At 72.0% G+C, this 21,455-nt stretch carries 16 protein-coding genes; 5 read left to right on the forward strand and 11 right to left on the reverse strand.

Translation table 11 applies throughout. The features are described from left to right. Positions 1–23: 23 nt before the first annotated feature. Genes IE307_RS16340 through IE307_RS16355 form a run of 4 tightly spaced genes read right to left on the reverse strand, consistent with a single transcriptional unit; the run spans position 24 to position 5,040 of the window. Positions 24–884 carry a carbohydrate ABC transporter permease gene (locus IE307_RS16340; RefSeq protein ID WP_191298791.1) on the reverse strand — a complete coding sequence of 287 codons (861 nt, stop codon included), beginning with the start codon at positions 882–884 and terminating at the stop codon, positions 24–26. After that, entirely contained in the window at positions 881–1,843 is a 963-nt protein-coding gene (locus tag IE307_RS16345) for a carbohydrate ABC transporter permease (protein ID WP_229904759.1), read from the reverse strand. Before IE307_RS16345 ends, IE307_RS16340 begins: the two co-directional genes overlap by 4 nt. Positions 1,844–1,846: 3 nt before the next feature. Next, the gene (locus IE307_RS16350; RefSeq protein ID WP_191298792.1) at positions 1,847–3,211 is read right to left on the reverse strand and encodes an ABC transporter substrate-binding protein; all 1,365 of its coding nucleotides are present in this window, start codon (positions 3,209–3,211) and stop codon (positions 1,847–1,849) included. Between the two features lie 17 nt (positions 3,212–3,228). Then, positions 3,229–5,040: a glycoside hydrolase family 13 protein gene (locus IE307_RS16355; RefSeq protein WP_191298793.1), complete on the reverse strand. Its 1,812-nt coding sequence runs from the start codon at positions 5,038–5,040 to the stop codon at positions 3,229–3,231. 145 nt (positions 5,041–5,185) lie between these two features. On the opposite strand from IE307_RS16355, the gene IE307_RS16360 reads away from it, so the two are divergent. After that, positions 5,186–6,205: a LacI family DNA-binding transcriptional regulator gene (locus IE307_RS16360; RefSeq protein WP_191298794.1), complete on the forward strand. Its 1,020-nt coding sequence runs from the start codon at positions 5,186–5,188 to the stop codon at positions 6,203–6,205. On the opposite strand, the gene IE307_RS16365 is transcribed toward IE307_RS16360, so the two are convergent. Further along, positions 6,202–8,037, reverse strand: coding sequence for an AfsR/SARP family transcriptional regulator (locus tag IE307_RS16365; RefSeq protein ID WP_191298795.1), 1,836 nt, complete (start codon positions 8,035–8,037; stop codon positions 6,202–6,204). The two genes, IE307_RS16360 and IE307_RS16365, sit on opposite strands and share 4 nt — an antisense overlap. Positions 8,038–8,237: 200 nt before the next feature. Between IE307_RS16365 and IE307_RS46750 the strand changes: the two genes are divergently transcribed. Then, positions 8,238–11,429 (forward strand): AfsR/SARP family transcriptional regulator, encoded by a 3,192-nt coding sequence (locus tag IE307_RS46750; protein WP_229904760.1) that lies wholly within the window; start codon positions 8,238–8,240, stop codon positions 11,427–11,429. 33 nt (positions 11,430–11,462) lie between these two features. On the opposite strand, the gene IE307_RS16390 is transcribed toward IE307_RS46750, so the two are convergent. The 4 genes from IE307_RS16390 to IE307_RS16405 form a co-directional block, all read right to left on the reverse strand. Continuing rightward, complete coding sequence (locus IE307_RS16390; protein ID WP_191298796.1) at positions 11,463–11,618, reverse strand: hypothetical protein; 156 nt, start codon at positions 11,616–11,618, stop codon at positions 11,463–11,465. A gap of 8 nt (positions 11,619–11,626) precedes the next feature. Continuing rightward, on the reverse strand, positions 11,627–12,049 hold the full coding sequence (locus IE307_RS16395; RefSeq protein ID WP_229904761.1) for a MarR family winged helix-turn-helix transcriptional regulator: 423 nt from the start codon (positions 12,047–12,049) through the stop codon (positions 11,627–11,629). Between the two features lie 95 nt (positions 12,050–12,144). Then, the gene (locus tag IE307_RS16400; RefSeq protein WP_191298798.1) at positions 12,145–12,726 is read right to left on the reverse strand and encodes a nitroreductase family protein; all 582 of its coding nucleotides are present in this window, start codon (positions 12,724–12,726) and stop codon (positions 12,145–12,147) included. A 23-nt stretch (positions 12,727–12,749) separates the two neighbouring features. After that, on the reverse strand, positions 12,750–13,397 hold the full coding sequence (locus tag IE307_RS16405) for a GTP cyclohydrolase II (protein WP_191298799.1): 648 nt from the start codon (positions 13,395–13,397) through the stop codon (positions 12,750–12,752). Positions 13,398–13,575: 178 nt separating this feature from the next. On the opposite strand from IE307_RS16405, the gene IE307_RS16410 reads away from it, so the two are divergent. Continuing rightward, positions 13,576–17,787, forward strand: coding sequence for a SpoIIE family protein phosphatase (locus IE307_RS16410; protein WP_229904762.1), 4,212 nt, complete (start codon positions 13,576–13,578; stop codon positions 17,785–17,787). Continuing rightward, positions 17,720–18,010, forward strand: coding sequence for an STAS domain-containing protein (locus IE307_RS16415; RefSeq protein ID WP_191298800.1), 291 nt, complete (start codon positions 17,720–17,722; stop codon positions 18,008–18,010). The genes IE307_RS16410 and IE307_RS16415 overlap by 68 nt, the downstream gene beginning before the upstream one ends. Here IE307_RS16415 and IE307_RS16420 read toward each other — a convergent pair. Both IE307_RS16420 and IE307_RS16425 read right to left on the reverse strand, forming a co-directional pair. Further along, a complete protein-coding gene (locus IE307_RS16420) occupies positions 18,007–18,828 on the reverse strand; it encodes an alpha/beta hydrolase (RefSeq protein ID WP_191298801.1) in 822 nt (273 codons plus the stop codon). The two genes, IE307_RS16415 and IE307_RS16420, sit on opposite strands and share 4 nt — an antisense overlap. 61 nt (positions 18,829–18,889) lie before the next feature. After that, entirely contained in the window at positions 18,890–19,924 is a 1,035-nt protein-coding gene (locus tag IE307_RS16425; protein WP_191298802.1) for an AraC family transcriptional regulator, read from the reverse strand. A 71-nt stretch (positions 19,925–19,995) separates the two neighbouring features. Between IE307_RS16425 and IE307_RS16430 the strand changes: the two genes are divergently transcribed. Beyond that, positions 19,996–21,453: a flavin-containing monooxygenase gene (locus IE307_RS16430; protein ID WP_191298803.1), complete on the forward strand. Its 1,458-nt coding sequence runs from the start codon at positions 19,996–19,998 to the stop codon at positions 21,451–21,453. The last annotated feature ends 2 nt before the right edge of the window (positions 21,454–21,455 follow it).

The raw sequence follows: 21,455 nt of genomic DNA on the forward strand, positions 1-21,455 counted from the left end.
TCCTGGGCGAATGGGGACAGGGCCTAGCCTTTGACCGCGCCTTCGAGCGCTCCGCTCTGCAGGAACAGCCGTTGGAACACCAGGAACAGCGCCACCGGGATGACCGACGAGATGGCGAGCGCGGCGAGGAACACGTCGAGCTCGACGTAGCGCTGCAACGCGGGCAACCGCACCGACAGCGGCTGCACCGCCGGGTCGGGCAGCACCAGCAGCGGCCAGAGGAAGTCCTTCCAACTGGCCACGACGGCGAACACCGACACCACGCCCAGGATCGGGCGCGAGAGCGGCAGCACCACCGACCAGAACACCCGCGCGGGACCGGCGCCGTCGACCCGTGCGGCCTCCAGCACCTCGCGCGGCAGGTTCGCGAAGAACCGTTGCACCAGAACGACGTTGAACGCGCTGGCGCCCGCCGGCAGCCACACCGCCCAGAACGTGTTGATCATCCCGGTGCGCACGACCGTCAGGTAAAGCGGCACCAGCAGCACGATCGACGGGACGAACAGCGTGCCGAGCACGACGGCGGTGACGAGCTTCCCGTAGCGGGGCCGCAGGATCGCCAGCGCGTAGCCGGCCGTGGTGGCCACGACGAGCTGCACCAGCCACGACCCGGCGGCGATGACCACGGTGTTGAGGAAGTACCTGCCGATCTCCACCCGCGTCCACGCGGTGACGAGGTTGGTCAGGTCGACGCCGGTGGGGAAGATCGCCAGCGGTGTGCGCAGCGTGTCCTGCGTCGGCGTGATCGCGGCCTTCGCCAGCCACAGCACCGGCCCGAGCCCGGCGAGAAGCAGCCCGCCCAGCAACAGGGTCTGCACGGCGCGCACCGTCCGGCGGATCGCCGGGGTGGCCCGTTCCGACGGGGAGATCAGCCCGCGGCTCATGACGCGCTCCAGGACTTGGTCGCCTTCAGGTAGAGCGCCGAGAGCACGGCCAGGACGGCGGCGAGCATGATGCTCAACGCGGTCGCGGCGCCGTAGTCCCCGCCGAGGCTGCTGGCGAAGGCGTAGTCGTAGATCAGCAGCAGGATCGTCATCGTCGAGTTCGCGGGACCGCCGCCGGTGAACAGGAACGGTTCGAGGAACACCTGCGCGGTGCCGATGATCTGCAGGATGAACGTCACCAGCAGCACACCGCGCAGCCGCGGCAGCGTCACGTGCCAGATCTTGCGCCAGATCCCCGCGCCGTCGATCTCGGCGGCCTCGTACTGGTCGGCGGGCACCCCGGCCAGCGCGGCCAGGTAGATGATCACGGTGCCGCCCGCCGCGGCCCAGGTCGCCTCGAGCACCAGCGCGGGCATGGCGCTGCCGGCGTCCTGCAACCACTGCCACGGTCCCAGCCCGGCCCAGCCGAGCACGGTGTTGAACACCCCGGACGGACTGGCGTCGTAGAAGAACTTCCACAGCAGCACCGCCACCACCGGCGGCACGACCACCGGCAGGTAGGCCAGCGCGCTGAACAGGCCGCGGCGGGCCCGGACCTCGCTGATCAGCACGGCGGCGACCAGCGGAATCGGATACCCGAACACCAGCGCCAGCACCGCGAACCACAGCGTGTTGCCGACCGCCGTCCACAGGAGAGGGTCGTCGAGCACCTGCGCGAAGTTGTCCAGGCCGACGAACGTCACCGGCCCGACGAGGTTCGTCCGCTGGAAGCTCATCACCACCGACTGCACGATCGGCGCCCACGAGAACACCCCGAAGACCACCAGCAGCGGCACCAGGAACAGCAGGGTGGTCAGTCCGCCGCGGCGGACCCACGTGACGGGCGTTCGCCTCCGGCGGGGCCGGGCGGGCGGTGGCGGGACGACCGCCACCGCGCGAACCGGGGACTGGACGGCCACCGCTCAGCCCCGGCCGATCGTGGCCTGCGCGTCGGCGTCGGCCGCCTTCAACAGCGCGGCGACGTCCGCACCCCGGTCGGTCAGCAACTTCTGCACCGTCGTGTCCAGGATCTTGTAGACCTCCTGGGTCGACTTCGTGGGCTCGGTGACCAACGGCTGGTCGAACATGGCGTCGGTGTAGGGCTTCATCTGCTGCAGCGGCACGTTCACGTACTGCTTGACCCACTCCTGCTGCTTGTCGTAGGTGGCGCGGTCCACCACCGGCAGCGCGGGCACACCAACAGGCTGCTTGGTGTCGGAGAGCGTCTTCGCGTCGGCGACCGCCGCGTCCTGGTTCGTCAGCTTGCCCATGTAGTAGAAGTCGATCCACTTCACGGCGGCGTCCTTGCCCCGGTCCCCCGCGTTCGGGCTGACGACCGCCAGCGTCCCGCCACCGAGCACACCCGCCTCGGGCTTGTCCGCCAACGGCAGCGCGGCCACGCCGTAGTCGGCGGGCTTGAGGCCGTTCTGGGTGAGCAGGTTGCCGTAGTTGCCGCCACCCGACACGTACATCCCGATGCGGCCGGCGGCGAAGTCCTGGTTGATGCCCGCCCAGTCGTAGAGGAAGTTGGCGCCCATCGAGTTGTCGTCCCACCGCATGGCGCGCAACGTGGTCAGGACCTCGGTCATCTCCGGGGTGTCGACGGTGGCCTCGGCCTTGTCGCCGTCGACCTTCTCGGTGCGCCCGCCGAAGGCGTAGTCCAGCGTCGTGAGGATCCACCCGCCGGTGTTGCCCTGGGTCATCTGCGCGTAGCCGGCCTGACCGGTGCGCTCGGTGATCTGCTTGGCCGCGGCGCGCACCTCGGCCCACGACGTCGGCGGCTTGTCCGGGTCCAGCCCGGCCTGGGTGAACAGGGTGCGGTTGTAGTGCAAGGCCTGGCCGTAAGCCGCGATCGGCACCGCCCACTGCTTGCCGTCCGCCGCCTGACCCGCCTTCGCGACGGTCGGGTTGAGCCCCGAGGCGTAGGGCAGTGCGGCGACGCGGGAGCTGATGTCCGCGATCTGCTTGCGCTCGATGAGCCCCCGCCCGTCGGTGAACGGCACGGTCAGCACGTCCGGCGCGGTACCACCCGCCAACTGCGCGGTGAACGTCGCCGCCGTCCAGGTGTACTCCTGGGGCTTCACGTCGACGTCGGGGTTGACCTGCTCGAACTGGGCGACGCGGGCGTTGAACGCCTCGATCGCCTTGCCCTCGAGCCCGGCGTCCATGGCGACGGTCAGGACGACCTTGCCGTCGGCGTTGAGCTCGTCGTCGGGGCTGGAGCCGCACGCGGTGATCACCAGCGGCAGGAGGAGGGCGGCGGCGAGTGGTGAACGGTGGGACTTCATCGTCTCTCCCGGGGGAACTACGCGCGCAGCCACGCGGCGGCGTCGGTGGGCAGGCGGGTCCCGTCGAGCGGGACGCTGGTGGGTGGGGTGGCGGTGGGCTGGGTGGTGGCGAGGGGCGTGCCGGTGACCTGGGCGGTGGAGAGCAGCGCGCTGGTGGGCGGCGTGTTGCTGGGCGGGGCGACCGTGGCCTGGGCGGTGGAGAGCGGCGTGCCGGTGGGCTGGGTGCCGGTGAGCGGGGCGGCCGCAGCTTGCGCGGTGGTGAGCGGAGCGCTGGTGATCAACACCTCCCGGTGCGGAGGCAGCACGAGCGGGTCGGGCCCGAAGTTGACCACGCACACCACGTCGTCGCGCCGGAACGCGATCGCGTCAGGCCCGAGGTCGACCCACTCGAAGGCCTCCCCCCGCAACCCGGCCTCGCCTCGCCTCAACGCCAGCACGGACCGGTAGAGCGAGAGCATCGACGCGGGGTCGCTCCCCTGAGCCTCGACCGACAACTCGCCCCACCCAACGGGTTGCGGCAACCACGGAAGCTGCCCGTCCTGCGGCCCGAAACCGTGCGAGCGACCCTCCCTGTTCCACGGCAACGGAACGCGACACCCGTCACGGCCGGGGTCCACGCCTCCGGAGCGGAAGTGCATCGGGTCCTGCAGCACGTCCAGCGGCAGGTCCTCGACCTCCGGCAGGCCCAGTTCGTCACCCTGGTAGAGGTAGAGCGCGCCGGGCAGTGCCGCCGTCAGCAACGCCGCCGCCCGCGCCCGCCGCTCCCCCAGCTCCAGATCAGTGGGTTGACCGAAGCGCTTGGCCAGGAAGGAGAACGAGGTCTCGGAGCGGCCGTAACGGGTCACCGGGCGGGTCACGTCGTGGTTGGACAGCACCCACGTCGCGGGCGCCCCGACGGGTGCGTGGGCGTCCAAAGTGGATACGATCGAGTCGCGGAGCTCCTTGGCGTCCCAGGGGCGGCCCATGAAGTCGAAGTTGAACGCCGAGTGCATCTCGTCGGCGCGCAGGTAGCGGGCGAAGCGCTTCTGGTCGTCCAGCCACACCTCGCCGACGAGCACGCGCGGTTCGGCGTAGGAGTCGGCGACGGCGCGCCAGCCGCGGTAGATGTCGTGCAGCTCGTCGCGGTCGATGAACGGGTGCTCGCCGGCGGCGTAGGTCTCCGGCACCTCGGGCAGTGCGGGGTCCTTGACCGGCATGGACGCCGAGTCGACGCGGATGCCCGCCACGCCGCGGTCGAACCAGAACCGCAGCACGTCCTCGTGTTCGCGGCGCACGTCGGGGTGGTTCCAGTTGAGGTCGGGCTGCTCCGGTGCGAACAGGTGCAGGTACCACTGACCATCGGGAACGCGCGTCCAGGTGCCTCCCGCGAAGCTCGACCGCCAGTTCGTCGGGGGCAGTTCGCCGTGCTCGCCCCCGCCTTCGCGGAACCAGAAGCGCTCGCGTTCGGGCGAGCCCGGACCCGCGGCCAGCGCCGCCTGGAACCAGGCGTGGTCGCTGGAGACGTGGTTGGGCACCACGTCGACGATGGTGCGGATGCCGAGCGCGGCGGCGTCGGCGATGAGCGCCTCGGCGTCGGCCAGGGTGCCGAAGGCGGGGTCGATGGCGCGGTAGTCGGCGACGTCGTAGCCGCCGTCGGCCATCGGCGAGAGGTACCAGGGCGTGAACCAGATGGCGTCGACGCCCAGGTCGCGCAGGTGGCCCAGGTGGGCGCGCACGCCGGCGAGGTCGCCGGTCCCGTCGCCGTCCGCGTCGGCGAAGCTGCGCGGGTAGATCTGGTAGATCACCGCGTCACGCCACCAGGGCGCGGGCGGAGGCAGGTCCGTCGTCACGGTGCGATTCCCCTCGTTCGAGTCCAGACACGCGACAGCTCGCCGATCATCGCTGATCAGAGTAGGTATAGCGCTATATCTGCGTGGTGTGGAAAGCTAGCCTGCGGCACGGAGGGTGTCAACGACGGAAATCGGAGGACTGCGCTTGCGGGTCACCCTGAAGGACATCGCGGAGGCGGCGGGCGTCAGCGTGATGACCGTGTCCAACGTGATCAACGGCAAGAGCGCGCGGGTCTCGACCGAGACCATCGAGCGCGTGCGCCGGATCATCGACGAACGCGGGTACGTGCCGAGCGCGTCGGCGCGCAGCCTCGCGGCCAACCAGTCCAGGCTGGTCGGACTGCTGGTGCCCGCGGCCAGCGAGGACAGCCTCGCGATCAGCCCGCACAACATCGCGATCATCGGCCAGATCGAGCGCAGGCTCCGCAAACGCGGCTACCACCTGCTGCTGCGGGGCGTCTCCGACACCTCGGAGATCGGCGAGGCGCTGCGCTCCTGGAGCCTCGACGGCGCGGTGCTGCTGGGCTTCCTGGACGAGGAGATCGCCGACCTCCGCCGCCAGGTCACCGGCACCACACCCGTCCTGGCGATCGACAGCTACGCCGACAACCCGCTGACCACCGGCGTGCGCTCCGACGACTTCACCGGCGCCCGCCTCGCCGCCGCGCACCTGCTCTCCCTGGGACACCGCAGGATCGTCTTCGCCGGCCCGTCGTTCACCGACGTCGGCGTGGTGCACGAACGCTTCCTGGGCTTCCAGAAGGCGTTCGAAGAGGCCGGTCTGTCCACTGCGGACTGTCCTGTCGAGACCCTGAACACCACCCACGACAACGGCGTCGCCCTCGGCAGGCGCTGGCTCGACGCCCACCCGGACGCGACCGCCGTGTTCGCCACCGCGGACATCCTGGCGATCGGCGTCATCGAGGGCATGATCGACGCGGGCATCGGCGTCCCGGACCAGGTGTCGGTGGTCGGCTTCGACGACCTCGACCTCAGCGCCTACATCACGCCGAAGCTGACCACCATCGCGCAGGACATCGTCGGCAAGGCCACCCACGCCGTCGACCGCCTGCTCACCCTGATCGACGGCGGCGAGCGCCCGGCCGAGCACCTGGTGCTGGACGTGCGCCTGGTGACCCGCAACTCGACGGCACCACCGCGCTAGCGGTCCCCGACCGACCGGAGCCGGGGCGCGGTCACCGGTGGCACCAGGTCGGCCGAACGCAGACGTCCGTACTCCCGCAGCACGCCCAGCATCCGGTAGCGGGCCCGCAGGCCGCTGGTGTCCGCGACGAGGACCGACTTGTGCACCAGTCCGGCCAGCAACCCCACGACGTCACCGCGAGGGACGCCGTGGACGACGCACGCGCGTTCGGCCTCCCCGAGGTCGAACGCACCGGAGATCACCGCCAACCGGGCCCACAGCGACCGCTCCGACTCGGAGCACAGGTTCCAGCTGCGGTCGACCGAGCGGCGCAACGACCACGGTCCGGCCGGGTCGTCGAGCAACGAGAACAGGTCGTCGATCCGCTCGACGGCGTCGCGCAGGGACAGGACGCCCAACCGCCTCGCGGCCAGTTCGATCGCCAACGGGAGCCCGTCGAGCCGCTCGCACAGCACCCGCACGTCGTGCCAGTCGCGCTGGGAGATCTCGAAACCCGGCACCGCCGCCGACGCCCGGTCCAGCAACAGCTCCACCGACTCGCAGCCGGCCGGTGACCGGCGGTCTCCCGGTGGCACGGCCAGCGGCGCGACGACCGCCACGTGTTCACCGGGCCGCCCGAGGCGGTGCCGGCTGGTGACGAGGACCCGCACCCAGGGCAGCGCCCGCAGCAAACCGGTCACCACCTCCGCGGCCTCGTCGAGCGAGGACTCGCAGTTGTCGAGGACCAGCAACGCGCGCTCGCCGCGCAGGTGCTCGACGATGGCGGCCCGATCATCACCGCCCGGTTCCACCGGCACGCCCAGCGCGGTGGCGAGCGCCCGGCCGACGCCGCCGGACCCGTCCGGCGCGGCGAGGTCGACGACGCACGTTCCGGCGTGCTGGACCGCGAGTTCCTGGACCAGCCGGGACTTCCCCACCCCGCACGCTCCGGTGAGGGTGATCAGGCGTTCCGACTCCAGCAGCCGGCGGAGGTGGGCGAGTTCCTCCTGCCGCCCGATGAACGTCGTCGTCGTAGCCCCCGGATCGCTGACGGCACGAGGACGGCCGACCACTGGCGGCGCGGCGTCGTCCGGCACCCCGCGCAGCAACTCGGGGTCGGCGGCCAGGACCCGCTGGAACAGATCGGTCAGCTCCGCACCGGGACTGACGCCCAGGTCCTCGGAGAGCACGGCGCGGACGTCGTGGAAACACCTCAACGCGTCACCCTGCCGGCCCGCCCGGTAGAGCGCCAAGACGCGTTGCGCCCAGAACCGTTCCCGCCACGGGTGGGCGGCCGTCAGCTCACGCAACTCCGGCAGCACCTCCCCGTGCCGTCCCAGCTCCACGTCGAGGTCGATGCGGAGCTCGATCGCGTCGAGGCGCTTCTCGGCCAACGCCGGCACCACGTCGCGCTGCAACTTCTCGGACGGCACGTCCAGCAACGGCTGAGCCCGCCACAGACCGGTCGCCGTGCGCAGCAACTCCGACGCCCGCGACGCGTCCCCCGTCCCGGCGAGGTGCCGGGCCTGCGCGGTCAGCGCGTCGAAGCGGTGCAGATCGCAGGCCCCTTCGCCGACGTTGATCCGATAGCCCGCGGCGTGGGTGGTCACCGGGCCGTCCGCGCCGGCCAGCGTGCGGCGCAGGCGCAGCACGTAGTTCTGCAGCGTGTTCCGCGCACCACCGGGCGGCTGCCCGTCCCACATGCGGGCCATCAACTCGTCGATCGGAACCACCTGGTTCGCGTCGACCAGCAACGCGGCCAGCAACGCCCGCTGCTTCGCCGCCCTGATCGGGACCGGCTGCCCGTCGCGCCGCACTTCCAGCGAACCGAGCACGTTGAACTGGAAACCCATACCGACTCGTTCCCCCCAGAACTCGTGTGCCGAAGGGCACCGTGCCTGACGGGTCCACACGGGAGATACACGAAGTCGTATGAGTCCCTCGCGGGACGGTCACGCCGTCAGCTCCCGGAGCGGGTCGATCCCGCTAGAGTCGTCCTCACCGGACTCGCACGTCCGGCGCACCTGGGTGGCATCGCGAAGACGGGGGGCGGATGCGGCTGCGCGTGCTCGGTCCCTTGGAGGCCCGCGACGGCGACGAGCGCCCACTGCGACTGGGGCGCGTCAAGGAGCGCGTGCTGCTGGCCATGCTCGTGCTGCGCGCGAACACGCTGTTGTCGAAGGACACCATCTGGACAGGGCTGTGGGGCGACGAGCCGCCGCGGTCCGCACCGGCCAACGTCTCCACCTACGTGTCGAACCTGCGCCGGCTCCTGGCGGCCGGCGGCGGCCGCGGTCCGGCACTCGAGACGCGGGCAGGTGGGTACCTGCTGGTCGCCGGCGCGGACGACCTCGACGTCCTGGTGTTCGAACGGCTGGTCGCGGAGGGCAGGCAGGCACAGGCCGAGGGCGGGCACGCCCTCGCCGCCGAGCGGCTGACCCGGGCCGCCGGCCTCTGGCGGGGGCCGGTGATGGACGGACTGCCCGCACCGGACGTGCTGCGGCCCGACATCGCCCGCCTCGAGGACCTGCGGCTGGCGGCGGTCGAGGCCGGTGTCGACAGCCGTCTCGAACTGGGGCAGCACGCCGAGCTCGTCAGCGAGCTCGCCGCGCTGACCGCCCGGCACAAGTTCCACGAAGGACTGTGGTGCCGGCGGATCCTCGCGCTGCACCGGTGCGGCCGGCAGAGCGAGGCGCTGGCCGCTTTCCACGAGGTGGAGGCGCTTCTGCGGGACCAGCTCGGGATCGAGCCCGGTGCCGCGTTGCGCGACCTGCACCAGAAGGTCCTCGACTCCGACCCCGGGCTCGACCCGCCCGCTCCGGCGGGCAGGCCGCCGGTCCGTCCCCGGCAGTTGCCCCCAGCGGTGCGGGGGTTCTCCGGCCGTGCGGGCGACCTGCGCTGGCTCGACCGCACGCTCGACGAGATGGCCTCCGCGGAGGCCTCGACCACAGCGGCGCTCGTCGGCACGGCCGGGGTGGGCAAGACCGCGCTGGCGGTGCACTGGGCGCACCGGGTGGCCGACCGGTTCCCCGGCGGGCAGCTCCACGCCGACCTGCGCGGGCACGGCACCCACGAGTCCGCGGACCCGGCCGAGGTGCTCATCGCGTTCCTCCGCGCCCTGGGCGTGTCCGACGAGGCGATGCCGACCGGCGAACAGGCGCTGACGGCCACCTACCGGTCGCTCCTGGCGGGCCGGCGGGTCCTGGTGGTGCTGGACAACGCGGGTTCGGCCGAGCAGGTCCGCCCGTTGCTGCCGGGCGACCCCGGCTGTCTGACCCTCGTCACGAGCCGTCGCCGGCTCACCGGCCTCGTGGCACTCGACGGCGCACGATCGCGGGTGGTGCAACGCCTGGACCCCACCGAGACGAACCAGCTGCTCGGGCGCCTCCTCGGAACCGACAGGGCCGAGGCCGAACCGGACGCGGTCGTCACGCTCGGGGACCTGTGCGCCCACCTCCCGCTGGCGCTGCGGCTGGCGGCGGCACGGCTCGTCAGCACCGATCTGTCGGTGGGTGACTACGTTTCCGGGTTCCGCCCGGCGAAGACGCTCGACCTGCTCGCGGTGGACGACGAGCCCAGTCCTGTCCGGACCGTGTTCGACGCGTCGTACGAGCCGCTGAACCCGGACGCCCAGCGGCTGTTCCGGTTGCTGGGGCTCGTGCCGGGGAACCACTTCACGCCCCGCGCCGCCGCCGCGCTGCTGGCGGTCGCCCCCGACCGCGCCGCGAAGGTGCTCGACGTCCTCATCGCGGCCAACATGGTGGAACGCAAGGCCTCCGAACAGTTCGCCATGCACGACCTCCTGCACCTCTACGCCGCGGAGAAGACCGACGACGAGGGCGCCACGGCGGTTCGCCGGCTGCTCGACGTCTACCTCCAGGACACCGGGACCGCCGTCGTCGCCCTGGGCGTGTCGCTCGTGCGGATGCCCGGTCCTGCTGCCGGCACCCACCTGCCGGAGCTCGAGATCGACGACATCACCGGTGCTCTGTCCTGGTTGGACGCTCATCGGGCACGACTGGTCGCCGCGGTCGCGCACGCCTGCGACCACGGCCCGCGGGAGTTCGCCTGGAGGCTGTGCGACCTGCTCCGCAGCTACTTCTGGCTCAGCCGCTGCGCTCCGGAATGGCTCGCCATCGGCGACGCCGCCGTGCGTGCAGCGCTGGCCGAAGGCGACGTCGAGGGTGAGATCGCGGCCAGGCACTGCCTCGGCGACGCGCACTGGAACCTCGGCGAGTACGAACGCGCGATCCACACGTACGAGCCGGCCATCGCGCTCTGCGACCGGGTCGACCTGCCGCAGCGGCACGTCGCCGTGCTGAACAGCCTCGGCTCCGTGCACCACGAGCTCGGCAACCCGGACCAGGCCCTCACGTGGTTCCTCGAGGCCCTGGACGTGCAGGAGCGCAACGGACTGCCGGAAACGGGACTGCGCGCCAACATTGCGACCATCTACGAGGAGATGGGCCGCCTCGCGGACGCGCTGCGGGAGCACACCCGCGTGCTGGCGGTCGAGCGCACCCCGGAGACCAAGCCCGCGCACGCCTTCAGCCTCGACGCGCTCGGCGTGATCCACGGTCTGACGGGACGGCTGGACCTGGCCTTCTCGTACAACTCCGAGGCGTTGGAGCTGCACCGCGAGGCGGGCAGCCGGGCAGGTGAGGCGAGTGCCCTGGAGAACCTGGCCTCGCTGCACCTGCGCCGCGACGAGCCTGCACTGGCGCTGGCCGGCGCGAAGGCCGCGCTGGCGATCGCCGAGGAGATCGCCAACCCGCGGGTCGACGCGGCGAGCAGGACCATCGTCGCCAAGGCGCACCTGCACCTCGGCGACCACGCGGAGGCGGAGCGCTACTTCCGGCAGGGCGTGAGCCGCGCCAGGGCGCACCGCATGAGGTACCTCGAGGTGGACGCACTGCTCGGCCTCGCGGCCACCCTCCACGCCTCCGGCCGGTACGGGGTCGCGGCCGAGCACTGCGAGGAAGGTCTTCGCACAGCGGAGAAGGCCGGTTTCCGGATCCACGAGGCGACCGCGCGGACCCTGCTCGCCGAGCTCGCCCTCGACCGCGGTGAACCGGCGACCGCGGTCGGCGAGGCTCGGCGGGCGGCGGAGATCCACCACGGCACCGGGTGCCGTCAGGGCCTGGACCGGGCCCTCGCCGTGCTGGCCCGGTCGCAGGAGCTCGTGGGCACCGCGGTGCTCGACCCGCATGCCTCGTCCCTCCGCCAGTCGTCCCAGCGACGGTAGAGGCGCACCACGAACCGATGGCTGACGCGCCGGTCACACCGCCACGTGAGCGAGAAGTGAGCGACGGGTGCAGATCTCGAACAACGTCCGGCCACCGCGCCCGGTCAGCTCGTCGTGAACGCACCGGCGGCAGGAGTCCGCCAGCGCCTTGAACAGCTCCTCTTCCACACATCCGGCAAGCAGGGACACGCCTGTCGTCAGTCGGTGAGGACGGGCAGGAGCTTCGCCGTGATCTCCCCCAGGCGGGTGACGTCCTCGTCGGTCAGGTGGTCGAAGACGAGGCGGCGGACCTCGGCGACGTGGCCCGGCGCGGCGGTGCGCAGGAACGCGTGGCCCTCGTCGGTGAGGCCGGCGACCTGGCCGCGCTTGTCCGTGGCGCAGGCCCGGCGTTCCACCCAGCCGCGTTCCTCCAGGGCGGAGACGGCGTGCGAGAGCCTGGTCGTGGTGGTGCCGGTCTTGCGGGCCAGCCGCGTCATGCGCATGCTGCCGTCGCTCTCGGCGCTGAGCATCGCGAGGATCCGGTAGTGGGCGTGCGTGAGGCCGGCGTCGTCGCGCAGCTGCCTGTCCAGCGCGGTGGGCAGCACCATCAGGAGCTGGGTGATGTTCAGCCAGGTGGTCATCTCCGCACCTGTCAGCCACCGGGGCTCCGCGGGGGCGGGTCGAGCGTCGGTCATCACGTGATCATCCCTTCTCCCGGACCGGACCGGGAACGAACTCAGGCCGGTCGCACCGCGAGCAGCAGGTCGTCGATCGGCAGGCGCACCCGCGCGGCGGTCTCCCGCCCGGCGAACGGTTCGGCGAGCCGTGCGGGTTCGCTGCGCAGGCCGATGGCGACGACCACGAGCGGTGTCACGCCTTCCGGGAGCACGGACGTGAGGCGCTCGCGGTCGAAGCCGCCCATCTGGTGCACCGCGAGACCTTCGGCCTCGGCCTGCACGGAGAGGTGGGCCACGGCCTGGCCCGCGTCGTAGACGGCCCACGGCTGTGCGGCGCCGGTCGTCTGGAAAGCGGCCACGACCAGCGCGGACGCGTCCCGTGCCCAGACCTGGTTGCCCGCGGCCAAAGCAGAGAGCACCGACTCGTGCTCGGCGGTGCCGCGCCGCGTCACGGCGAACCGCCACGGCTGGGTGTTCGAGGCGCTCGGCGCCCACCTGGCCGCCTCCAGCAACGCCGTCAGCTGGTCGTCCGCGAGTTCGTGGCGGGGGTCGAACGCGCGGGAGCTCCACCGCCGCGCCAGCAACGGGTGCACGGGCACGACCGTCGAGGCGTCCTTGTCCAGCTCACCGGTCAGCGTCATGGTGTTCTCAATCCTTCGTGGAGTCACGCCGGGAGGGCGAGGGTGTGGTGGGTGTGCGAGACCTTCGCGGAGAGGTAGGCGGCGTTGGCCTCGGTCAGGTGGACGCCGGTCGGCACGCGGTCGACGACCTGAACGCCGAGGGCGTCGAGCTGCAGCGCCTTGTCGGGGTTGTTGCTGAGCAACCGGATCCGGTCGGCTCCCAGCGCTCGCAGCATCTGCGCGGCCACCGCGTAGTCGCGCTCGTCCTCCCCGCGGCCGAGCGCGAGGTTCGCCTCGTAGGTGTCCAGCCCGGCCTCCTGCAGCGCGTAGGCGTCGAGCTTCGCGTACAGCCCGATGCCGCGGCCCTCCTGCCGCAGGTAGAGCAAGAAACCGCCCTCGCCGGAGATGCGCTCGACCGCCTCGCGCAGCTGGGGACCGCAGTCGCACCGCTGGGAGCCGAAGACGTCGCCGGTGAGGCACTCGCTGTGCGGACGCACGAGCGGCGCTCCCCCACCGGCGAGCACGGAACGCCACTGCCCCAGGGCCAGCGCCAGGTGTTCACGGCCGTCCTCGAGCCCGGTGAAGGTGAAGACCTCCGCGGTGGTGGTGTACCCGTCCGGGAACTCGAGGGGAACGGTCACCCGCGTGCGGACCTTCGCGGCAGATGCCGGCGACTTCACTGCCGTACCCATCCAGGCCTCCGTCTTGTTGAAGTTTCACATATGAGTGTGCAGCCTTTATATTGAAACTTCAACAAAGACTCGCGTGGCCTGCGTCACCGGCGCACGACGGCCACTGGTTGTGCAGCCGACGGTGATCGCGGGCACCCTGGACGGGTAAAACTGTCGAGGTGCGGCGAAAGGACGGTCGGTGAGGCACTCTGACGACAGCGGGCGACGACAGGAACGGCCCGCGCTCGCCGACGTGTTCACCGAGAGCCAGGAGATCGGCCGCGACCTCGCCGCCGTGGACTGGGCCGCCACCCCGCTCGGCCCTCCCGCCGACTGGCCGCAGAGCCTGCAGACCGCGGTGAGCATCCTGCTGTCGTCCCGGTTCTCGATGTGGATGGCATGGGGACCGGAGCTGACCTTCTTCTGCAACAACGCCTATCGGCTCAACACGCTGGGCCGCAAGTACCCGTGGGCGCTCGGGCGGCCGGCGGCGCAGGTGTGGGCCGAGATCTGGGACGACATCGGGCCCAGGGTCGACAGCGTGCTCACCACCGGGCAGGCGACCTGGGACGAGGCGCTGCTGCTCTTCGTGGAGCGGTCCGGCTTCCCCGAGGAGAGCTACCACACGTTCTCCTACAGCCCGCTGCGCGACGAGAGCGGTGCGGTGGCGGGGATGTTGTGCGTGGTCAGCGAGGAGACCGAGCGCGTCATCGGCGAACGGCGGATGGCGACGTTGCGCGACCTCGGCTCGGACCCGAGCGTCGCGCGCGAGGAGCGGGAAGTCCTGGCGTACGCCTGCGCGCAGCTCGAAGGCAACCAGCGGGACCTGCCCTTCACGCTGACCTACCTCTTCGACGACGGGCACGCGCGGCTCGCCGCCGCCACCGGCGCCATGGCGGGCCATCCCGCGGCCCCCGCGGCCGTCCCGCTCGCGGACGCGTCGCTGTGGCCGGTGGAGGCGGCCCGACGCGGTGAGTCCGCCGTGGTCGACCTCGACGGGATCACCGGACTTCCCGGCGGCGCCTGGGACCGTCCTCCCACCTCCGCCCTGGTGGTGCCGCTGCAACGGCCCGGCGGCGCACCGCACGGCTTCCTGGTGGCGGGCCTGAACAGGCACCGCCCGCTCGACGACGGCTACCGGGGCTTCGTCGAACTGGTCGCGGGCCACCTCGCCGCGGGCGTGGCGGGCGCGCGCGACTTCCAGGCGCAGCAACGACGTGCGGAGGAGCTCGCCGAGCTGGACCGCGCCAAGACCGCGTTCTTCTCCAACATCAGCCACGAGTTCCGCACGCCGCTGACCCTGATCATGGGTCCGGTGCAGGACCTGCGGGACAGGTTCGCCGAGGCCGACCCGCAGGCGGAGCAGGAGCTGGAGGTCATCCACCGCAACGGCCAGCGGCTCGGCAAGCTGGTCAACACCCTGCTCGACTTCTCCCGCCTCGAGGCAGGCCGCATGCAGGCGGTCTTCCAGCCGGTCGACCTCGCCGCGGCCACCGCCGAGCTCGCCGGCGTGTTCCGCTCGGCGGTCGAGCGGGCGGGGCTGGAGTTCGAGATCGACTGCTCCCCGCTGCCCGAGCCGGTGCACGTCGACCTCGGCCTGTGGGAGAAGGTCGTCCTCAACCTGCTGAGCAACGCCCTCAAGTTCACAGTGGACGGTTCGGTCGTCGTCACCGTGCGGCCGGGCGAGGGCAAGGCGGTCGTCACCGTCGCCGACACCGGCGTCGGGGTGGCGCCGAACGAGATCACCCGGCTGTTCGAACGCTTCCACCGCATCGAGCACACCTGGTCGCGGTCGAAGGAGGGCAGCGGCATCGGCCTCGCGCTCGTGCAGGAGCTCGTGGGCCTGCACGGCGGCACGATCCACGCCTCCAGCACGGAGGGCGAGGGCACCGTCTTCACCGTCGAGCTGCCGTTCGGCACGGACCACCTGCCCGCCGGGACCCTCTCGCAGGAGACCGCCCCGCCCGCCGTGTCCGGCATCGCCGCGCCCTACGTGCAGGAGGCGCTGCGCTGGCTGCCGGATCCCGGTCCCGCGGTCGAGGACCTGTTGCCCAGCACCACGACGGCCACCGCGCCGGAGGTCCCCGCCACGGTGCTGGTGGCCGACGACAACGCGGACATGAGGGAGTACCTGAGCCGGCTGCTGCTCCGGGCCGGCTACGACGTGCGCACCGTGAACGACGGCCTGGCGGCGCTGGCGACGGCCCGCGCCCAGCCACCGGACCTGGTGGTCAGCGACGTGATGATGCCGCGCATGGACGGCCTGTCGCTGGTCGCCGCCCTGCGCGCCGACCAGCGCACCAGGTCCGTCCCGGTGCTGCTGCTGTCCGCCCGCGCGGGCCAGGAGGCCTCCGGCGAGGGGCTGCGGGCGGGCGCGGACGACTACCTCGTCAAGCCGTTCGCGGCGGCCGACCTGCTGGCGCGGGTGCGGGCCAACGTGGACCTCGCCCGGTTGCGCGGGCAGCACGCCCGCTGGCGCGACGCGCTGATCGACTCCCTGCAGGAGGCCTTCTTCGTCTGCGACGACGACGGCACCGTCGTGGAGGTCAACGCCGCGTTCACCGACATCCTCGGCTACGGGCCGGAGGGCCTGCCGTATGCCGTACCGCACCCGTGGTGGCCCGACGAGCAGACAGATCCCGACGCGCGCAAGCAGTTCACCGAGGCGTTCGAGGCGCGGTCAGGCCGTGACCAGCGCGGGCGGACCGTTCCCGTCACCCACCGCGACGGCAGGCGGGTGTGGGTCAGCGCCCTCATGAACCCCGCCCGCGACCCCGACACCGGCGCGACGATGACCGTCGGCACGTTCCGCGACGTCACCGCCGACCACCACACCCGCCGGCGGGAGACCGCGCTGGCCGAGATGAGCATGCGGCTGTCCCGCGCGACCAGCACCACCGAGGCGCTGACCGGAGCGTTGGAGCAGTTCGAGAGCCTGTGGCGGACCGAGCAGGTCCTCGCCGTCGTCTTCGGCAGGCACGAGTCCCCGCGGGTCAGCACCGCCGCGGGGGAACTCGGCTGGAAGGACCTGCCCGAGCACCGGCGCGAGGCCCTCTACGAGCTCACGGGGCACGCGGCGCTGATCCCGGTCTTCACCGAGGACGGCAGCGCCGCCGTCACCGTCGAGCACCCCGACGGGCCGATGGTGCTCCTGGTGCGCCTCGACGCGCGCCACCAGTTCACCGAGCAGGACGAGCTGCTGCTGTCGTTGCTGTCGGGCCACCTGACGCAGGGCCTGTCCCGCGCCCACCAGATCGACCAGCAACGGGAGACGGCGCTGGCGCTGCAACGGGCGATCCTCGGCCCGTCGCACCTGCCGGGCGGATTCGCCGTGCGCTACGAACCGGCCGCACGGCCGTTGGAGGTCGGCGGCGACTGGTACGACACGTTCGACCTGCCCGACGGACGCATCGGCATCGTCGTCGGGGACTGCGTCGGCCGCGGGCTCTCCGCCGCCGCGGTGATGGGCCAGCTGCGCAGCGCCTGCCGGGCCCTGCTGCTGCAGGAGATCGGTCCCGCACGCGCGCTCATGGCGCTCGACCAGTTCGCGGCCGGTGTCCGCGGCGCCCTGTGCACCACGGTGTTCTGCGGCGTCCTCGACCCCGACACCGGGCACCTCGTCTACTCGAGCGCCGGGCACCCGCCCGCGATCCTGGCGCTGTCGGACGGCACGACCCAACTGCTCGAAGGCGGACGCTCCATCCCGCTCGCGGTCAAACTGGGCGTGCAGCGCACGGAGGCGGAGTGCGTCCTGCCCCCGCGGTCCACTTTGCTCACCTACACCGACGGACTCGTCGAACGCCGCCGCAGCTCGTTGAACGAGGGCATCGACAAGGCCGCGCTCGCCGTCCAGGAGGGCCGCGCGAACGGCCTGGAGGACCTGGCCGGCCAGATCATGGCCGCCCTCGCACCGGCAGGAGGCTACGACGACGACGTCGCCCTGCTGCTGTACCGGCACCCCGCACCGCTCGAGGTGACCTTCCCCGCCGAGGCCGACGAGCTCCAGGGCGCCCGCGGCAAGCTGCGGACCTGGCTGCGCCAGTGCGGGTTCTCCACCGGACACGCCCAGCGCGTCCTGCTCGCCGTCGGCGAGGCGTCCGCGAACGCCATCGAGCACGCCTACCGGGACGCGGTGCGCCAGGCGGTCAGGCTGCGACTGGAGACCGTGGGCAACGACCAGCTGCACGTGACGGTGGTGGACACCGGCACGTGGAAGACCCCCAACACCGAGCCGGACGCGAGTCGCGGCCGGGGTACGACGATCATGCACACCATGATGGACGCCGTGTCCATCTCCCCCGACCTGACCGGTACCACCGTGACGATGCAGGTGAAGATTCCTCATGACGCCACTGACCCTGACCACGACCACCGACCCGCAGGGCAGGCCAGTCCTCAAGGTGGCGGGTGAGATCGACCTGAGCAACACCGCCACCTTCGAGACCGCCCTCGCCCAGAACAAGGGCCCGCTCGTCGTCGACCTCACCGAGGTGCACTACATCGACAGCGCCGGCATGAGCGTGCTGTTCACGCACGCGGAACGCGTCGAGGTGGTCGCGACGTCGTTGCTCGTGCCGCTCCTGGAGATGTCCGGCCTCACCTCCATGGCCACCGTGCGCGGCGTGGAGAGCTAGGCGATCGCCGCGAGCGCGGCCGCCGTGCCCGCGACGATCTTCTCCTGGGCCTCGGCCCGCGAGGCGGTCGGCACACCGTCACCGGGCTGCTCCCCGTAGTCGCCGAAGAACGCGTGCACGGCACCCGGCACCAGCTCGAACCGGGTGTCCGCCGGCAGCAGCCTCCGCGAGTCGGCCACGTCCTGGGACGTGGTGAAGCCGTCCTTCTCGCCGTGGATGGACCACGCGCTGAGCCCGCCACGCCCGGACAGGTCGTCGACCGGGTAGGACGCCCACAGCACCAGGCCGCGCACCGACGAGTCCGCGAGGACGTCCCGCGCCGCGGCCACACCACCCAGCGAGTGCCCGCCGACCGCCCACGCCGGCACCTCGGGGTGTTCCGCACGCAGCGCGGCCGTGTCCCCGCTCAGCAGGGCGATGTTCAGCGGCTCCCGCACCACGACGACGAGGAAGCCTTGCGCGGCAACGCGACGCAGCAGCGGGACGTAGGCGCGGTAGTCCACGCGTGCTCCGGGGTGGAAGACGAGTCCGGCGCGCACCGGGCCGTCCGGTCGCAGCACCGTCTCGTTGCCGCTGTCCTCAGTGGTCGCGAACGGTTGGAGGTAGAGCAGGGGTGCGAGGAGCACGACTGTGAGCGCGATGGCCAGCCAGGACGGCGTGCGGCGCCACCACGCTGCCGCCACGCCCACGGCTGCCACCACGGCCAGGAGGATCAGGTGGGCGGGGTGGCCTGCGGTCAGCGGTCCCCAGCCGAGGATCAAGAGGGTGAGCGGGACGCCGATGCTCGTGGCGGCCGTCAGGCGGCGTGGCCAGGTCATGGCCGGGTCACGTCACAGGGGGAGCGGAAAACGTTCAGCACACTGAGTATTATGCAGGAGGTCAGTGCGTGGCGCGTGACCGGGCGAAACTGCTGGGCGTCGTCCCGTACCACCGCCGGAACGCGTGGATGAAGCTGGCGGCCTCGGCGAACCCGAGCTCCACCGCCGCCTGCTCGACCGACACTCCCCCACCAGCCAGGATCACCGCGGCACGCTCAGACCTCACCTCGTCGAGCAACGCCTGATAACTGGTCCCGGACTCGCTCAACCGACGACGAAGCGTGCGCGAGCTCAAACCGAGCGCACGGGCCACGACCGGCATCGTCTCCTCGAACCGCACAGACCGCTCCAACAGGCGCCGGACCTCGTCCGCCACGCCCGGCTTGCGGCGGCGGCGCTCGGCGATGTCCTGGCACTGCCGCTCGCACAACGCCGTGGCCTCCGGGCTGGCCAGCGGCAGAGCCCGGGCCAGCAGGGACGCGTCCACAACGGACTGGTTGCGGCGTGCGGAGAACCGGGGCCGCACGCCGAACACCTCCTCGTGGGCCCGAACGTCGGCAGGCGCCGGGTGGGTGACGTCCACGGACAGCACGGGTACCGCGCCGGACACCAGCTCGCCGATCACCGTGTGGATGGCGGCGAGGTCGCGTTCGACGAGGAACGGCACGACCTCGCCGGGCAGGGCGCCGGGGTCGAGCGAGATGACGAGCAGGTCGCCGTCGAGCGCGGCGGTGGGGGCGGTGAAGGTGAAGCTGAGGTCGAGGTAGCGCAGCGCCACGTCGATGGCGTCCTGCACGGTGGCGGCGCTGAGGAACGCGTGGCCGAGGACGCCGAACGTCGTGGCGTGGTAGCGGCGGCCGGCGGCTATGCCCGCGTTCGGCAGGAGGGTGGCCAGGTTGCGCACGACGGCGAGTTCCTGGCGGGCGTTGATCTCGGCCGCCGGGTCGGCCAGCTGCTCTGGGGTGAGGTCGCTGCCGTCGAGCAGCGCGGGCCGGGGCAGGCCGTGCTCGGCGCCGAAGCGCAGCAGGAGTGCGACGCTCGCGATGCCTCGGGGGAAGTCCCAGTGCCGGGTCGCCGGTTCGGCCAACGTCCTCATGGCCGCGATTGTCAATCGCGCGGCCGCTGTTGTCCTGGTGCGAACGGGTGGTTCTTCCTAGTTTCGATCTCGTGTCGGAAAACCCCGAAGTGGTGGTCATCGGTGCCGGGTTCGGCGGGCTCGGTGTCGCGTTGTCCCTGCACAGAGCCGGTTTCGGCCGGGTGACGGTGCTGGAGCGCGCTGACGGCGTCGGCGGGGTCTGGCGGGACAACACCTACCCCGGCGCCGCGTGCGACGTGCCGTCCTCGCTCTACTCGTACTCCTTCGCGCCCCACCTCTCGTGGCCGCGCCGGTACTCGGCCCAGCCCGACATCCTCGCCTACCTCCAGCGCACCGCGGCGGTGGTGCGGGACCGGATCAGGTTCGGCGCGGACGTCGTCGCCGCCTCGTTCGACGAGGCACGGCGGCGGTGGCGGGTCGTGCTGGCCGGCGGTGAGGTCCTCGAAGCGGACGTGCTCGTGTCGGCGGTGGGCCAGCTGAACAGGCCGGCGGTCCCGGCGATCCCCGGCCTGGACCGCTTCCGCGGCCCGGTGTTCCACAGTGCTCAGTGGAGGCACGACGTCGATCTGAGCGGCAAACGGGTCGCGGTGGTGGGCACGGGTGCGAGCGCGGTGCAGTTCGTGCCGCGGATCCAGCCCCTGGCGGGCCACCTCACCGTGTTCCAGCGGTCCGCGCCGCACGTGCTGCCCAAACCCGATGCGCAGCTGCGCGGCCGTGCGCACCCGCTGACCGCCCGAGCGGCACGGGGTGGGGTCTGGCTCGCGGGCGAGGCGCTGACGGGACTCCTCACCGCCGGGCGGTTCTCGCGGAGCCTGGTCGCGGGTCTGGCGGCGGCCCACCGGCGGGTGCGGGTGCGCGATCGCGACCTGAGGGAACGGCTGCGGCCGCCCGGTCAGGCGGGGTGCAAGCGGGTGCTGTTCAGCAACGACTGGTATCCGGCACTCACCGCGCCCAACGCCGGGGTGGTGACCGAGCCGATCACCGAGATCACCGAACGGGGCGTGCGCACCGCCGACGGCCGCGAGCACGCCGCGGACGTGCTGATCTGGGGCACCGGGTTCGAGGTCGCCGACTTCCGGCTGCCGATGACCGTCACCGGTGCGGGCGGCCGTGACCTCGCCGAGGTGTGGGGCGGGCGGCCGCGGGCGCACCTGGGCATGTCCGTGCCCGGTTTCCCCAGCTTCTTCCTGGTCTACGGCCCGAACACCAACCTCGGCGGCAACTCGATCGTCACGATGATCGAGGCGCAGTCCCGCTACGTCGTCGCCGCGGTGCGCCACCTCGCGGAGTCCGGCGCGGCCTGTTTGGAGGTGCGGCCCGAGGTCGCCGACGCGTTCGACGCGGAGATGCGATCCCGGCTCGCGAACGGCGTGTGGAGCGGCTGCGCCTCGTGGTACCGCGCCGAGGACGGGTCGATCACGACCAACTGGCCGGGCAGCACCAGGGAGTACCTCCGCAGGACGGCGCGCCTGCGGGTCGAGGACCACGTGCTGACGCGCGCGGACGACCTGACCTCGGAAGGGGTGTGAGG

Source organism: Lentzea cavernae (genome assembly GCF_014653695.1).
GTDB lineage: Bacteria > Actinomycetota > Actinomycetes > Mycobacteriales > Pseudonocardiaceae > Lentzea > Lentzea cavernae.

Bases quoted from the DNA above. Each gene is read 5' to 3' on its own strand.
- IE307_RS16340 (WP_191298791.1), bottom strand. From the start codon at position 884: ATGAGCCGCGGGCTGATCTCCCCGTCGGAACGGGCCACCCCGGCGATC.
- IE307_RS16350 (WP_191298792.1), bottom strand. From the start codon at position 3,211: ATGAAGTCCCACCGTTCACCACTCGCCGCCGCCCTCCTCCTGCCGCTG.
- IE307_RS16365 (WP_191298795.1), bottom strand. From the start codon at position 8,037: ATGGGTTTCCAGTTCAACGTGCTCGGTTCGCTGGAAGTGCGGCGCGAC.
- IE307_RS46750 (WP_229904760.1), top strand. From the start codon at position 8,238: ATGCGGCTGCGCGTGCTCGGTCCCTTGGAGGCCCGCGACGGCGACGAG.
- IE307_RS16395 (WP_229904761.1), bottom strand. From the start codon at position 12,049: ATGACCACCTGGCTGAACATCACCCAGCTCCTGATGGTGCTGCCCACC.
- IE307_RS16400 (WP_191298798.1), bottom strand. From the start codon at position 12,726: ATGACGCTGACCGGTGAGCTGGACAAGGACGCCTCGACGGTCGTGCCC.
- IE307_RS16405 (WP_191298799.1), bottom strand. From the start codon at position 13,397: ATGGGTACGGCAGTGAAGTCGCCGGCATCTGCCGCGAAGGTCCGCACG.
- IE307_RS16415 (WP_191298800.1), top strand. From the start codon at position 17,720: ATGACGCCACTGACCCTGACCACGACCACCGACCCGCAGGGCAGGCCA.
- IE307_RS16420 (WP_191298801.1), bottom strand. From the start codon at position 18,828: ATGACCTGGCCACGCCGCCTGACGGCCGCCACGAGCATCGGCGTCCCG.
- IE307_RS16425 (WP_191298802.1), bottom strand. From the start codon at position 19,924: ATGAGGACGTTGGCCGAACCGGCGACCCGGCACTGGGACTTCCCCCGA.